The organism is Lutibacter sp. (assembly GCF_013139515.1).
Taxonomy (GTDB): Bacteria; Bacteroidota; Bacteroidia; order Flavobacteriales; family Flavobacteriaceae; genus Lutibacter.
Genome location: NZ_WTAR01000074.1, coordinates 1 through 13,869 on the forward strand (window position 1 = coordinate 1; position 13,869 = coordinate 13,869).

Annotated in this window: 14 protein-coding genes and 1 pseudogene; 9 read left to right on the plus strand and 6 right to left on the minus strand. The window is 28.6% G+C overall.

Annotated features, from left to right (window positions below; all coding sequences use genetic code 11):
* Together GQ540_RS07175 and nadC are read right to left on the minus strand one after the other, a co-directional pair.
* Positions 1–242: pseudogene (locus GQ540_RS07175) on the minus strand (ribonuclease BN); the annotation flags it as partial.
* Entirely contained in the window at positions 239–1,099 is an 861-nt protein-coding gene (gene nadC / locus GQ540_RS07180) for a carboxylating nicotinate-nucleotide diphosphorylase (RefSeq protein ID WP_291799493.1), read from the minus strand. The pseudogene GQ540_RS07175 and the gene nadC, both read right to left, overlap by 4 nt.
* A gap of 76 nt (positions 1,100–1,175) precedes the next feature.
* Between nadC and rlmH the strand changes: the two genes are divergently transcribed.
* Genes rlmH through GQ540_RS07210 form a run of 6 tightly spaced genes read left to right on the plus strand, consistent with a single transcriptional unit; the run spans position 1,176 to position 6,359 of the window.
* Positions 1,176–1,649, plus strand: coding sequence for a 23S rRNA (pseudouridine(1915)-N(3))-methyltransferase RlmH (gene rlmH / locus GQ540_RS07185; protein ID WP_291799497.1), 474 nt, complete (start codon positions 1,176–1,178; stop codon positions 1,647–1,649).
* Positions 1,642–2,226 (plus strand): non-canonical purine NTP diphosphatase, encoded by a 585-nt coding sequence (locus tag GQ540_RS07190; protein ID WP_291799499.1) that lies wholly within the window; start codon positions 1,642–1,644, stop codon positions 2,224–2,226. Before rlmH ends, GQ540_RS07190 begins: the two co-directional genes overlap by 8 nt.
* Positions 2,226–3,257: an iron ABC transporter permease gene (locus GQ540_RS07195; protein WP_291799575.1), complete on the plus strand. Its 1,032-nt coding sequence runs from the start codon at positions 2,226–2,228 to the stop codon at positions 3,255–3,257. The genes GQ540_RS07190 and GQ540_RS07195 overlap by 1 nt, the downstream gene beginning before the upstream one ends.
* On the plus strand, positions 3,257–4,054 hold the full coding sequence (locus GQ540_RS07200) for an ABC transporter ATP-binding protein (RefSeq protein ID WP_291799502.1): 798 nt from the start codon (positions 3,257–3,259) through the stop codon (positions 4,052–4,054). Before GQ540_RS07195 ends, GQ540_RS07200 begins: the two co-directional genes overlap by 1 nt.
* 35 nt (positions 4,055–4,089) lie before the next feature.
* Positions 4,090–5,112, plus strand: a complete 1,023-nt coding sequence (locus tag GQ540_RS07205) for a M28 family metallopeptidase (RefSeq protein ID WP_291799504.1) — start codon at positions 4,090–4,092, stop codon at positions 5,110–5,112.
* A 17-nt stretch (positions 5,113–5,129) separates the two neighbouring features.
* A complete protein-coding gene (locus GQ540_RS07210) occupies positions 5,130–6,359 on the plus strand; it encodes a glycosyltransferase (protein WP_291799505.1) in 1,230 nt (409 codons plus the stop codon).
* Positions 6,360–6,369: 10 nt separating this feature from the next.
* On the opposite strand, the gene GQ540_RS07215 is transcribed toward GQ540_RS07210, so the two are convergent.
* The 4 genes from GQ540_RS07215 to ligA all read right to left on the minus strand — a co-directional run bounded on the left by GQ540_RS07215 (position 6,370) and on the right by ligA (position 11,468).
* Entirely contained in the window at positions 6,370–6,759 is a 390-nt protein-coding gene (locus GQ540_RS07215) for a thioesterase family protein (RefSeq protein ID WP_291799507.1), read from the minus strand.
* A 515-nt stretch (positions 6,760–7,274) separates the two neighbouring features.
* Complete coding sequence (locus tag GQ540_RS07220) at positions 7,275–7,766, minus strand: CAP domain-containing protein (protein ID WP_291799509.1); 492 nt, start codon at positions 7,764–7,766, stop codon at positions 7,275–7,277.
* 815 nt (positions 7,767–8,581) lie between these two features.
* Positions 8,582–9,028, minus strand: coding sequence for a MarR family transcriptional regulator (locus GQ540_RS07225; protein WP_291799511.1), 447 nt, complete (start codon positions 9,026–9,028; stop codon positions 8,582–8,584).
* A 433-nt stretch (positions 9,029–9,461) separates the two neighbouring features.
* Positions 9,462–11,468 (minus strand): NAD-dependent DNA ligase LigA, encoded by a 2,007-nt coding sequence (gene ligA / locus GQ540_RS07230; RefSeq protein WP_291799513.1) that lies wholly within the window; start codon positions 11,466–11,468, stop codon positions 9,462–9,464.
* Positions 11,469–11,689: 221 nt separating this feature from the next.
* Here ligA and GQ540_RS07235 point away from each other — a divergent pair, with 221 nt between their 5' ends.
* Genes GQ540_RS07235 through GQ540_RS07245 form a run of 3 tightly spaced genes read left to right on the plus strand, consistent with a single transcriptional unit; the run spans position 11,690 to position 13,825 of the window.
* The gene (locus GQ540_RS07235; protein ID WP_291799515.1) at positions 11,690–12,940 is read left to right on the plus strand and encodes an FAD/NAD(P)-binding oxidoreductase; all 1,251 of its coding nucleotides are present in this window, start codon (positions 11,690–11,692) and stop codon (positions 12,938–12,940) included.
* A gap of 28 nt (positions 12,941–12,968) precedes the next feature.
* On the plus strand, positions 12,969–13,280 hold the full coding sequence (locus GQ540_RS07240) for a TusE/DsrC/DsvC family sulfur relay protein (RefSeq protein ID WP_291799517.1): 312 nt from the start codon (positions 12,969–12,971) through the stop codon (positions 13,278–13,280).
* A 44-nt stretch (positions 13,281–13,324) separates the two neighbouring features.
* Complete coding sequence (locus tag GQ540_RS07245) at positions 13,325–13,825, plus strand: DsrE/DsrF/DrsH-like family protein (RefSeq protein ID WP_291799520.1); 501 nt, start codon at positions 13,325–13,327, stop codon at positions 13,823–13,825.
* Positions 13,826–13,869 lie beyond the last annotated feature (44 nt).

Genomic DNA, 13,869 nt, shown 5'->3' on the forward strand with positions numbered 1-13,869 from the left:
GGCACAAATGGAATTAAAGTAAGTATAAACAGTAAAAAAGGAAATAGTGCCATAAAAAAGCTAAAAGCAATTCCACCAGCACGAGATGTTAAAGCTCCTTTTACAATTCCAAGCACATACATTTCAATAACATCATACAGAGACATTCCTTGCAAACCTGGTATTTTAACCTTTTTTGCAAAAAGAACGAGCCAATTTACAATTGGAATTTTGGATAAACTATCTTCAATTTCTTTTGTCATTCAACAGCTTTTAAACTTAAATCCATATTATAAACCGAATGTGTTAAAGCACCCGATGAAATATAATCTACACCACAATCGGCATATTTTTTAGCAGTTTCTAAAGTAATACCTCCTGATGATTCTGTTTGACATTTATCACCAATTAATACAACTGCTTTACGAGTTTCATCATAATCAAAATTGTCAATTAAAATTCTGTGAATACCACCCGATTTTAATATTTCTTCAATTTCCTCCATACTTCTTGCCTCTACAATAATTTTTAAATCGAGATGATTCTCTTTTAAATATTGTTGAGTTTTTGAAATTGCTTTTGTTATACCACCTGCAAAATCAATATGGTTGTCTTTTAACATTATCATATCATACAATGCAAACCTATGGTTTTCACCTCCACCAATTTTCACAGCCCATTTTTCAATAGCTCTAATACCTGGCGTCGTTTTTCGAGTATCTAAAATTTTTGTTTTAGTACCTTTTAACAATTCCGCAAACTTTTTAGTTTTAGTAGCAATGGCACTCATACGCTGCATGGCATTTAACACCAATCGTTCAGCCTTTAAAATAGATTGCGAACTTCCTGAGACGAAAAAAACGATATCGCCATATTTCACTTCTGCACCATCTTCAATAAGCGTTTCTACTTTTAAATTTATATCAACATATTTAAAAATTCGTTTTGCAAATTCTACCCCTGCAATAATACCATTTTCCTTTACTAATAATTTCGCTTTCCCTTGTGCCTCTTCAGGAATGCAAGCAAGCGAACTGTGATCTCCTCCTCCAACATCCTCTCTAACAGCGTTAGAGATTATAATATCAAGTTCTTTTTTAAATTGCTTATTACTTATCATAACTATGCATATTTACAACAAAAATAACTTTTTTATTTTCAAAAAATTCATCTTTATTTCTTTTTATATTTACCAAATGAAAATTAAATTACTTGCCATTGGTAAAACCGATGCTAAAAATTTACAAACGTTAATAGAAACCTATCAAAATAGGCTAAAACATTATATTAATTTTACTATTGAAATTATTCCAGATATTAAAAATGCTAAGAATTTAAGTCAAACTCAGCAAAAAGAAAAAGAAGGTGAACTTATATTAAAAAAATTAGCTGCAACTGATGTTTTAATTTTATTAGATGAAAAAGGAAAAGAATTTCGTTCTATTGAATTTTCAAAATATCTTCAAAAAAAAATGAACTCAGGAATTAAACAGTTAGTAATTGTAATTGGTGGCCCTTATGGTTTTTCAGAAGCCATTTATAAAAAATCTCAAGGAAAAATTTCTTTATCAAAAATGACGTTTTCACATCAAATGATTCGTTTATTTGTTGTTGAACAAATCTATAGAGCATTTACAATTCTAAAAAACGAACCATATCATCATGAATAAATTAAAACTTGTTTTTGCAACCAACAATAAAAACAAATTGAAAGAAGTACAAGCAATGCTAACTAATTTTGAAATTGTTAGTTTAGCCGATATTAATTGTTTTGATGATATTGCTGAAACTGCTAAAAATTTAGAGGGAAATGCAAAAATTAAAGCTAATTTTATCACCGAAAAATATGGTTTGAATTGTTTTGCTGACGATACCGGTTTAGAAGTTGATGCCTTAAATAATGAACCTGGAGTGTATTCAGCCCGTTATGCTGGAAATGAAAGCAATGCTGAAGAAAACATGAAAAAATTATTAAATAAACTTGGCAATAATTCTAATAGAAAAGCACAATTTAGAACAGCTATTGCATTAAATATTGAAGGCAAACAATATCTTTTTGAGGGAATTTGTAAAGGAACTATTTTAAGTAAAGAACAAGGTGATAGTGGTTTTGGATATGACCCTATTTTTTTACCAACTGGTTTCAATAAATCATTTGCTGAAATGAATTTAGAGGATAAAGGAAACATTAGCCACCGAGGAAAAGCAATTGATAAATTAGTAACATTTTTAAATGAACTTACTTGATAAACCCAACAAAATCATATAAAAACACATTTACTCTTTTAATAATTACATTGCTAGTAATTGTATTTATTAATATAAGTTTGGGTTCAGTTTATATCCCTTTAAAACAAATATTCTTATCTCTTTTAGATGGTTTAGTTGAAAAAGAATCTTGGAAAGCTATTATTTTAAATTATCGTTTACCAAAAGCAATTACCGCAATTATTGTTGGTTCAGGATTATCTATTAGCGGATTATTAATGCAAACTTTATTTAGAAATCCGCTAGCAGGTCCTTTTGTTTTAGGAATTAGTTCTGGAGCAAGTTTAGGAGTTGCAATTTTAATTTTAGGAGCAGCTTTTTTAGGAGCAAATATTACTGCATATGCCTTTACAAATTGGGGACAAGCAATTGCTGCAAGTGTTGGTGCATTTTTAGTGCTTTCAGCAGTAATGTTAGCCGCCATTAAAGTTAGAAACACCATGTCCATTTTAATAATTGGTTTAATGTTTGGAAGCTTAACTGCTGCTGTAATTAGTGTTTTGGCATATTTTAGTAGTGCCAACCAATTACAACAATATTTATTTTGGAGTTTTGGAAGTTTAGGAAACTTAAGTTGGAACGAAATTAGCGCGCTTTCTGTAACGTTCTTCATTGGAATTTCATTAGTAATTTTCATAATAAAACCGCTAAACAGTTTATTATTAGGTGAAAACTATGCCAAAAGTATGGGTGTTAATGTAAAACGAACTAGAAATATCACTTTAATTTCAACAAGTTTACTAACAGGTGTAATTACTGCATTTTCGGGACCTATTGCGTTTATAGGCTTGGCTGTTCCGCACTTAACAAAACTATTATTTAACACCTCAAACCATAAAATATTGATTCCGGCTGTTGCTATTAGCGGCGCTATAATTATGTTAATTTGTGATAGTATTGCGCAATTACCCAATAGTGAATATACATTGCCAATTAACGCTATAACTTCCTTATTTGGAGCGCCAATTATTATTTGGTTATTGGTTAGAAAAAGAAAAATTTATTATTAATGAAATTAGCCGATAAACATATCATTAAAACTGTAAATTTAAGTATTGGATATACTTCAAAAAAAGAAGTAAAAACAATTACTTCTAATTTGAATATAGACTTAGATTCCGGTAATTTAGTTTGTTTATTAGGGGAAAATGGTGTTGGAAAATCAACTCTTTTAAGAACCTTAACTAAAGTACAACCAAGTTTAAAAGGTGAGATTTTTATAAATTCTAATAAATTAGAAACCATTAATTATACAGATTTTTCTAAAATATTAAGCCTTGTTCTTACTGAAAGGCTACCCGATAGTAGTTTAACTGTTTTTGAATTGGTTGCTTTAGGTAGGCAACCTTATACCAATTGGATTGGCTATTTAACTACTGAAGATTTGCATATTATTGAATCGGCTTTTGAAAAAACAAGCACCACACATTTAAAAGACTCTAAATGTTATGAACTGAGTGATGGACAATTACAAAAAGTATTAATTGCCAGAGCACTTGCTCAAAATACACCTATAATTGTATTAGATGAGCCAACTGCACATCTAGATATTCATCATACTATTGAAACTTTTACTTTACTAAAACAATTAGCAAAAGATTTTAATAAAACAATTATAGTTTCTTCCCATGAAATAAATTTAGCACTTCAACTAGCTGATGAGTTATGGCTTATGACTCCAAATCAATTTATTTCAGGAAAAACCGAAACACTAATCTCAAATAACAGTGTGCAACAACTCTTTGAATCCAATTTAATTTCATTTAACAAAACTTTAAAACAATTCACAATATCTAACTCACAATAATTTTAATATATTTGAAAACTTGTAAAACCCTCAGAATGAAAAATTTATTAATAATTCTTGTTTCAACAATACTACTAAGTTGTGGAAGTAATAATAACATCACCGGTCAAACTACAGACGGTACAATTGTAACTGGTGAAACTGCTACGCTATTTGCTAATACAATTACTACTAACGATTTAAAAGAACATTTATACAACATTGCGTCTAAAGAGTTTGAAGGAAGAGAAACAGGTGAAGACGGACAAAAACTAGCCGCTGAATATTTAAAAAATTTCTATATAGCACAAAGTATTGCTTCACCCTACGGTGGAACTGATTATTTTCAAGCAATACCAACCGAACACTTAAGACCCGAATTAAACCCTTCAGAAAATGTAGTTGCATTTATAGAAGGAAATGAATTCCCAGAAGAAATTGTAGTAATATCTGCACATTATGATCATCTTGGAATAAATGGTGATGCTATTTATTATGGTGCTGATGATAATGGTTCTGGTACTTCAGCAATTTTAGAAATTGCTGAAGCTTTTCAGCAAGCTGTATTAGCTGGTGATGGCCCAAAACGATCTATTCTATTTTTACATGTTACTGGCGAGGAGAAAGGTTTATTAGGCTCTAAATATTACACTAATTTTCCGATTTTCCCATTAGAAAATACTGTTACAGACCTTAATATTGATATGATTGGACGTGTTGATGAAGCGCATACAAATAATCCTAACTTCATATATTTAATAGGTTCAGATAAATTGAGTAGTGAATTACATCTTTTATCTGAAAAAATAAATGAACGTTTTACAAAGTTAGATTTAGATTATACATTTAATGATGAAAATGACCCAAATCGGTTTTATTATCGATCAGATCACTACAATTTTGCAAAAAACAATATTCCAATTATCTTTTATTTTAATGGTACTCATGATGATTATCACAGAACTTCTGACACACCCGATAAAATTAATTATGAAGTATTAGCAAAAAGAACTCAATTAGTTTTTTATACTGCTTGGGAAATAGCAAATAGAAAACAAAGAATTATAGTTGATAAATAAATTTGTTTTTAAATACAATGAAAACCCTTTTAATTATTGGATTTATTTGGCCAGAACCAACTTCAACAGCTGCAGGAACAAGAATGCTTCAACTTATTGAAGTCTTTAAAACCAATGCATATCAAATAACTTTTGCTTGTTCAGCTTCAAAAACGATAAACTCATTTAACTTAAATAGTTTAAACATACAAACAACTAATATACAACTAAATGATTCTAGTTTTGATTCTTTTATAGCTGAACTAAATCCAGATTTAGTACTTTTTGATAGGTTTTTAACAGAAGAACAATTTGGATGGAGAGTTACAGAAAATTGCTCCAAAGCAATCAGAATTTTAGATACTGAAGATTTACATTTTTTACGTAAAGCTAGGCAAACTGCATACAAAAATAACACAACCGTTTCTTTAGAATATTTAACTAATGATTTAACTAAGCGAGAAATTGCAAGTATATATCGCTGTGATTTAACACTTATTATTTCAAAATATGAAATGAAATTGTTAAAAAAAACATTTAAAATTGATACAGAAATTTTGCAATACCTCCCCTTTTTAATAGATACTAACACATTAAAACCGTTAAAAGAATACCCGTCATTTCAAGAACGAGCTAATTTTGTATCTATCGGGAATTTTAAACATGAACCAAACTGGAATGCCGTTTTAGTATTAAAAAACAACATTTGGCCTTTAATAAAACAAAAATTACCAAATGCTAAAATGCTAATTTATGGTGCGTATGCAACTCAAAAAGCACAACAATTACACCATGAAAAAGATGATTTTTTAATTAAAGGATGGGCAGAAAGTACAGAAAAAGTAATTTCAAACAGTAAAGTTTGTTTAGCACCACTACAATTTGGAGCTGGTCTAAAAGGTAAGTTAATTGATGCTATGCAATTTGGAACTCCAAGTGTAACAACTACAATTGGTGCTGAAGCTATGCATAAAAAACTGCCTTGGAATGGATTTATTTGCGATAACTATGAAGAGTTTGCTTTAAAAGCTGTAGAACTTTATATACAAGAAAAAACTTGGCAAGGTGCACAAAAAAATGGTTTAGATATACTTAACAAGTGTTTTTCAAAAGAAAAATATTCTCAAAAATTATTAAATAAGATTGAATATTTAGAACAAGATAAAACCGCACACAGACTGCAAAACTTTATAGGTTCATTATTGCTTCATCATACTTTAAAAAGCACAAAATATATGGCTAAATGGATTGAAGAAAAAAATAAATAATACGATATTCCTATTGAATAATTTTTAGTATTTCAGGAGAAATCCTAATTGGCTTCATACTCTTATTATCTAATAAACACCAAACTGTTTTGGCCTTTGCTAGTAATTTACCTTTACATTTCACCTCAACAAATCTTTCAGATTTCACACCATAAGAATCACCAATCCAAGTACTTATTTCAATTATATCGTTTAATTTTGCCGAAGCCAAATAATCAACTTCATGTCTTAAAACAACCCAAACATAATTAGCATTTATAGCTGGTGTTTTTAAAACATTCCAATGTTTTTGAGCCGCATTTTGAATCCATTTAACGTAATGAATATTGTTTACATGATTTAAATCATCAATTTCATTTTCATTAACAACAAACGAGAATGTGAATTTATTATTTTTCAATTTTGAATAACAAGTTTATATATATTTTTAAAAAAACCAATTATAAATTTAAGTATAAAATAATTGGAATTATAAATGTTATAATTTACTTTTACAAAACCTAAAGAAAGTTCAAGAATATTTAATATTTTAACATTATTTATAAAATATGGTTAAAATATTTACAGTCGTAATTGATTGATGCACAAAAGATTATCGTGGGGACGACAGTTTTTTTTCAAATCTGTTGCGGCTGTTTTAAATATTATTAACTCTTACATAATAAACAGTTGTAACATAAAATCTAATTATACTACCGTTGTGGGGACGACTTATTTGATTTTTTACAGCTGTTTTTTTATGTAATTACTATTTTTTATTGTGTAACGCAACGTTTTATTGGCATAACAATTCTTCCTAATTTATTTTGAAACTCAAAATAAGGGGTTAATGTATTAATGTAAATTCTATTAGAATTGTTTTTTATTGCTTTGCTATTTTTTATTGTCTCTAAATTCATACTATTTAATTTCAGATTAGCGTTTTATAAAAATTTGAGTAAAATAATTTCTGTTTTCTAAATCTTTACCTATTGAAATTCCAAAATGTGTATATGCATCATTTTCAATAATTTCTTTATGCTCTTTACTTTGTAACCAAGCTTCAACAACACCTTTAGCTGAATTAAACCCATAAGCTACATTTTCACCAACCATTTGAGCTTCTGCTTTTAGCACCAAGTTCTCATGCCTTTCTGGAAAATTAAAATGATCAACCTTTCCTGTTTCAACCATATAATTAGTATGCGTTAAAGCTACAGATGAAACAATATTCATTTTTTCTAAAGCTTGTATTCCTTTTGTTTCTCTATGCATATTAACTAAATTAAATATGTCTAATTCTAGTTTTGAATATTCTTGTTTAACATCAGAAATTTCATTAAAATAAATTCCATCGTCTTTAACACAAGAGCTAAAAAGAATACTAAACAGAACAAATACTACTAATTTATAAGGTATTAACTTCATTCTAAAAGGGGTTTAAATATAAAACACAGTCGCAATTATTTATTATCTTCTTACTAACCGTCGTGGGAAAAAATTGGGTTAGATAATTTTATTGCGACTGCTTTTATATATGTATATAGGTTGTACTATTTTTTTATTTGAAGAATAGCTAAAGTCACCAAAAATTAGTGTAAACGACTGTTTAAAATAAGTGTAGATTTTATTTTTTAACGCTCTGTTAATGAGTTTAACAGACAGGACAGATAATAATGTATTCATGTCTTCGGGGTTTTGGCTTTTTTTGGGTTGATTTATTTATTCTTAATTATTTTCATAAAATTTAAAGAAGAAGCAGAAACAAAGTTCTTACTAACCATCTAACATCTTAAAGCTTTTTCGGACTGCTTTATTGAGTATGTGACTACAGTGTAACTACCTCTATTAAATTTCTTTTAACCTTTCATAATTTCTTACTAATTAAATTATTACTTACTTTTTATTTTTGAATTTATTATCTCGTACCATTTAAGGGTTAAAAACAGTACCAAATAAAAAATCAGCTTATTTTGGGTTGATTTATTTATTCCTATTTCTTTTAATAAAATTTAAAGAAGAGGCAGAAACAAAGTTCTTACTAACCATCTAACACTTAAAGCATTTTCGGACTGCTTTATTGAGTATGTGACTACAGTGTAACTACCTCTATTAAATTTCTTTTAAATTTTCATAAATTCTTACTAATTAATTTATTACTTACTTTTTTTTAATTTTTATAACTTGTATCATTTAGGGATTGAAAATAATACTATATAAAAATCAGCTTATTTTGGGTTGATTTATTTATTCCTAATTTTATTCAATAATTTGTTAAGAGTTAAAATTTCCTTGTTATTTAAATTTGCAACTATATCATTTTCAAAATTTGAATGAATATCATCAATTTCATCTAACAACTTTAAACCTTCATCAGTAATTCTAATTTCTACCTTTCTCCTATTCTCTTCATTCTGAATTCTAGTAATTAATCCTTTTAACCTTAGCTTCTCTACTAAACGTGTAGTGTTACTATTTTTGCTTACCATTTGAGATTGCAATGTTAAAAGATCTGCCGGTTTACCTTTCAATACTCTTAAAGAACGTAATACTTGAAATTGTTGAATAGATAATGCATATTGTTTAAGATGATCTGAAAACTTTTCATTCATCCAGTTACCTGTGTGCAAAATATTTGCAATTGTTAAATCAGGTAAATTTAGCTCATCATTTTCATTATTTATATTCAACTTCGGGGGGACAACTATTTTCTATACTACTATTGTATATACATCAAAAGTATGTACAATTATTATAACCAACAACTTTTTTGTTAAAAACTTTTACTTTATTCTTATTTAAAGATTAAAATAACTACTTAAAACATACTTTTTTTAATGAAAGAGTAAAAATAAAATTATTGAAAATACAAATTTAATCGCCTTATTCCCAGTTAATTACAATAAAACATTATACTATCAAATTTTTATATTTATATAGTTTTTAATTAAAAATAGTTGCTGCTTTAAAAATGAATTATTTATAAATTGAAGTTTCTAAATTGTTAATAACTCAGTTTTTTGTTAATAAGAAAGGCCAAAAAAGGTTATGGATTACAGATCTGAAGTTAAAAAAATCATTCCTTTAAGGTAGAAATACTCCTGAAAATCACTCTTAATTGTTTTAATTATTAATCATTTTTAAATAATCTGCTTCAGATATAATAGGTATCAATAAGCTTTCTGCTTTTGTACGTTTACTAGGTCCCATGTTATCTCCCGCAATAACATAGTTTGTTTTTTTAGAAATTGAACCTACAACCTTTCCTCCGTTATCTTCAATAGACTTTTTCAACTCATTTCTACTAAAAAGTAAAAACACACCTGAGACAACAAAAGAACTACCATTTAATAATTGAGTTGTATTTTCTAAACTTTTGGCTGAAACCTCAAGTTGAACACCATACCCCTTTAATCTATCAATTATTTGAATATTTATTAAGTTTGCAGAAAAACTTAAAACACTTTCTGCAATTCTATCTCCTATTTCATCAACAGCTATCAATTCTTCAAAAGTTGCTTGCATTAAATTATCAATAGACTTAAAATGCTTGGCTAATTTTTTTGCTACAGTTTCACCAACAAACCTAATGCCTAAACCAAATAATACTTTTTCAAAAGAGATTTGTTTTGAATTTTCAATTCCTAAAATTATATTTTGAGCTGATTTTTCTGCCATACGCTCCAAAGGGATGATTTGAGCCTCTTTTAGTTCAAACAAATCGGCATAATTATGAATTAACCCTTGATTGAATAATAACTCAACAGTTTCAGCCCCTAAACCATCAATATTCATAGCTTTTCTACTAATAAAATGCTGAATTCTACCTGTTATTTGTGTTGGGCATCCATATTCATTAGGGCAATAATGTTTTGCATCTCCTTCGTTTCTAATTAGAATCGTATCACAGTCCGGACAATTGGTTATATAAACTGTAGGTAGAGAATTTATAGGTCTAGCTGTTAAATCTACTCCAACAATTTTAGGAATAATTTCGCCTCCTTTTTCAACAAAAACGGTATCATTAATTCTAACGTCTAATTTTTCAATTTGATCGGCATTATGTAACGATGCTCTTTTAACAATAGTTCCTGCCAATTGTACTGGCTCTAAATTTGCAACAGGTGTAATTGCTCCTGTTCTTCCAACCTGATACGTGATCTCCTTTAAAACAGTACTTTCTTGTTCCGTTTTAAATTTATAAGCAATTGCCCAGCGCGGTGATTTAGCGGTATAACCTAACTCATCTTGTTGCGCTAAAGAATTAACTTTCACTACAACCCCATCAGTTTCATAAGGAAGTTGATGACGTTTAATGTCCCATTTTTCAATAAAATTAAAAACTTCATCAATTGTTGAACAAACTTCAATGGCTTTTGGAACTTTAAAACCTAAGCCTCTAGCGTTTTCTAAAGTTTTAAAATGTGTGCTTTTAATATTTTTAGTACTTACTATATGATACAATAAACAATCTAATGGCCTTTTAGCCACCTCGGCGCTATCTTGTAATTTTAAACTTCCACTTGCCGTGTTTCTAGGGTTTTTATATGGATCTTCACCTGCTTCAATTCTTTCTTCATTCATTTTATTAAACCCTTCTAACGGTAAAATAATTTCTCCTCTAATTTCAAAATCATCAACAAAATTATCTTTTAAAACTAGCGGTATAGATTTTATAGTTTTAATATTTGCTGTTACATTATCTCCTTCAAAACCATCACCTCTTGTAACTGCACTTATTAATTTTCCGTTTTCATAAGATAAATTTATAGAAGCACCATCGTATTTTAATTCACAAGTATAAGTTACATCTTCTGTTTCTAAATTTTTTTTAATACGTTTTTCCCAATCCAATAAATCATCTTTTGAATACGAATTGGCTAAAGAGTACATTCTATTTTTATGAGCTACCGTTTTAAAGTTTTTAGTAACCTCTCCACCCACTCTATGTGTTGGTGAATTAGCATCAAAAAACTGGGGGTTTTCAACCTCTAGCTTCTCTAATTCTTTTAATTTTAAATCAAAATCATAATCAGTTATTGTAGCATTATCTAATACATAATAATTGTAATTATGCAACCGCAACTCTTCTCTTAATTTATTTATTTTTTGCTCAATACCTAATGTCATACCCTATAAATTTCTTTGCTAAAATAATCATAATTATTTAACTTTATACATTATATGGATAATCCCTAAAGCCCTTGTTTTAGTCATGTTTTGTAACAAGCGTTACATAGCAACCTGATATTTATCATAAAGGTGAATATGTAACTTAAGTAACTTTACACTATAATTAAAAGCTATTAAAAAGTGTTAATCAATCTAATAGTTAAATTAAATCACTCAATATGAAAAACTTACTAATTTTAGGTGCTGGTACTTCAGGTACAATGATGGCTAATCATTTAAGAAGTAAACTTTATCTAAACAAATGGAATATAACAATTGTTGATCAATATAAAACTCATTATTACCAACCTGGGTTTTTATTTTTACCATTTGACACCTATACTGAAAATCAAGTAAAAAAAGTAGGTGAAAAGTTTATACCAATGGGTGTAAATTATATTCAAAAGAAAATTGAAAAAATACTTCCTAAAGAAAATAAAGTAGTTTTAGAAGATGAAACTTTAAACTATGATGTATTAATAATTGCTACTGGTTCTAAAATTGCTCCTGAAGAAACTGAAGGATTGGTAGGACCACTTTGGAAAAAAGATATTTTTGATTTTTACACTTATGAAGGTTCTTTAGCTTTACGTAACAAATTAAGAACTTGGGAAGGTGGTAAATTAGTAGTTCACATAACTGAAATGCCAATTAAATGTCCTGTTGCTCCTTTAGAGTTTGCTTTTTTAGCTGACTCATATTTCCGCAAAAAAGGCATGAGAGATAAAGTTGATATTACTTATGTAACTCCACTTACGGGAGCTTTTACAAAACCAACTTGCTCTACAGCACTTGCATATCTTTTAAAAGAAAAAGATATACATCTGCAATCTGATTTTGCTATTGAACATGTTGATAATGATACTAAAGAAATTGTGGATTATGAAGATAGAAGAATTCCTTTTGATTTATTAGTAACTATTCCAACAAATATGGGTGATGAAGTTATTGAAAGATCTGGTTTAGGAGACGACTTAAATTTTATTCCAACAGATCATAATACACTTCAATCAAAAGCACATGAAAATATTTTTGTTATTGGTGATGCAACTAATGTACCAGCTTCAAAAGCTGGTTCAGTAGCACATTTTCAAGCTGAAACATTAACCGATAATATTCTTTTATACATAGATGGCTACCCACTTAAAAAAGAATTTGATGGTCACGCAAACTGTTTTATTGAAACTGGGAATAACAAAGCATTACTAATTGATTTTAACTATGTTACAGAACCTGTACACGGTAAATTTCCATTCGCTAAAATTGGCCCACTCCAATTATTAAAAGAAAGTGTTTTTAATCATTGGGGGAAATTAGCATTTAGATGGATTTACTGGAATATGCTATTAAAAGGAATTGCTATACCTTTTGTCTCAAGAAACATGAGCTTTAAAGGAAAAGTGTTTGATATTAAACCAGATGAAAAATAATAACTAATTATATAAAACCACAAATATTATGTCAGTAAAAACAATCGCAGGAGTTGCAGTTAATATTTCTGAAGAAGGATATTTAGAAGATATGTCTCAATGGAACGAAGAAATTGCAAATGAAATTGCAAAAGAAATAGGTATAGAATTAACACCAAAACACTTTGAAGTTCTTAATTATTTACGTGATAAAACAGCCGCAAAAGAATCTTTAACAATTAGAGGCGTAGGAAAATCAGGTATTGTAACTATTAAAGAATTGTACGGATTATTTCCAAAAGGACCTCTAAAATTTTCTTCTAAAATTGCAGGAATTCCTAAACCAACTAGTTGTATCTAAATTTACTTTAGAGCTATTATTTATAAAAAACTAAAATTAAAACAATGAGTACAGAAAAAAAACCTTTAGAAAAAGTTTGCTTAATATGTGCCAAAGGAAGCTTAGAAGATGTATATGCCAGTTTAGTTATGGCTAATGGAGCTGTAATGGAAGGCATTGAAACCAAAGTATTTTTCACATTTTTTGGATTGGATGGAATTACAAAAAAAGCAATGAATCACTTACACACAGCAACTACAGGAAACCCTGCAATGCGTATGCCTGGCGGATTACCTTTCCCTACAATGCTTGGTGGATTACCTGGTGTAGAATCTGCAGTTTCTGGAATGATGAGAAAGCAAATGGAAGCTTTAGATATGCCTCCAGTTGATGAATTTTTAGAAATGATTACAGCAGGTGGCGGAGAAATTTTCGCTTGTAAGTTAGCTGTTGATATGTTTAAATTAAAAAAAGAAGATTTATCAGATGAAGTTTCTGAAATTATTACCATAGGTGAATTTTATGAAATGTGTGATGGAGACAGAACACAAATTATATTTACTTAATTAACAAATCATTAAAAAGAAAAAAGCCAAATCAATTTATTGAT

Excerpts from the sequence above, each read along its gene's own strand:
- GQ540_RS07210 (WP_291799505.1), top strand. The coding sequence starts at position 5,130 with ATGAAAACCCTTTTAATTATTGGATTTATTTGGCCAGAACCAACTTCA.
- GQ540_RS07220 (WP_291799509.1), bottom strand. The coding sequence starts at position 7,766 with ATGAAGTTAATACCTTATAAATTAGTAGTATTTGTTCTGTTTAGTATT.
- GQ540_RS07235 (WP_291799515.1), top strand. The coding sequence starts at position 11,690 with ATGAAAAACTTACTAATTTTAGGTGCTGGTACTTCAGGTACAATGATG.
- GQ540_RS07240 (WP_291799517.1), top strand. The coding sequence starts at position 12,969 with ATGTCAGTAAAAACAATCGCAGGAGTTGCAGTTAATATTTCTGAAGAA.
- GQ540_RS07200 (WP_291799502.1), top strand. The coding sequence starts at position 3,257 with ATGAAATTAGCCGATAAACATATCATTAAAACTGTAAATTTAAGTATT.
- nadC (WP_291799493.1), bottom strand. The coding sequence starts at position 1,099 with ATGATAAGTAATAAGCAATTTAAAAAAGAACTTGATATTATAATCTCT.
- GQ540_RS07190 (WP_291799499.1), top strand. The coding sequence starts at position 1,642 with ATGAATAAATTAAAACTTGTTTTTGCAACCAACAATAAAAACAAATTG.
- GQ540_RS07205 (WP_291799504.1), top strand. The coding sequence starts at position 4,090 with ATGAAAAATTTATTAATAATTCTTGTTTCAACAATACTACTAAGTTGT.
- GQ540_RS07245 (WP_291799520.1), top strand. The coding sequence starts at position 13,325 with ATGAGTACAGAAAAAAAACCTTTAGAAAAAGTTTGCTTAATATGTGCC.
- ligA (WP_291799513.1), bottom strand. The coding sequence starts at position 11,468 with ATGACATTAGGTATTGAGCAAAAAATAAATAAATTAAGAGAAGAGTTG.
- rlmH (WP_291799497.1), top strand. The coding sequence starts at position 1,176 with ATGAAAATTAAATTACTTGCCATTGGTAAAACCGATGCTAAAAATTTA.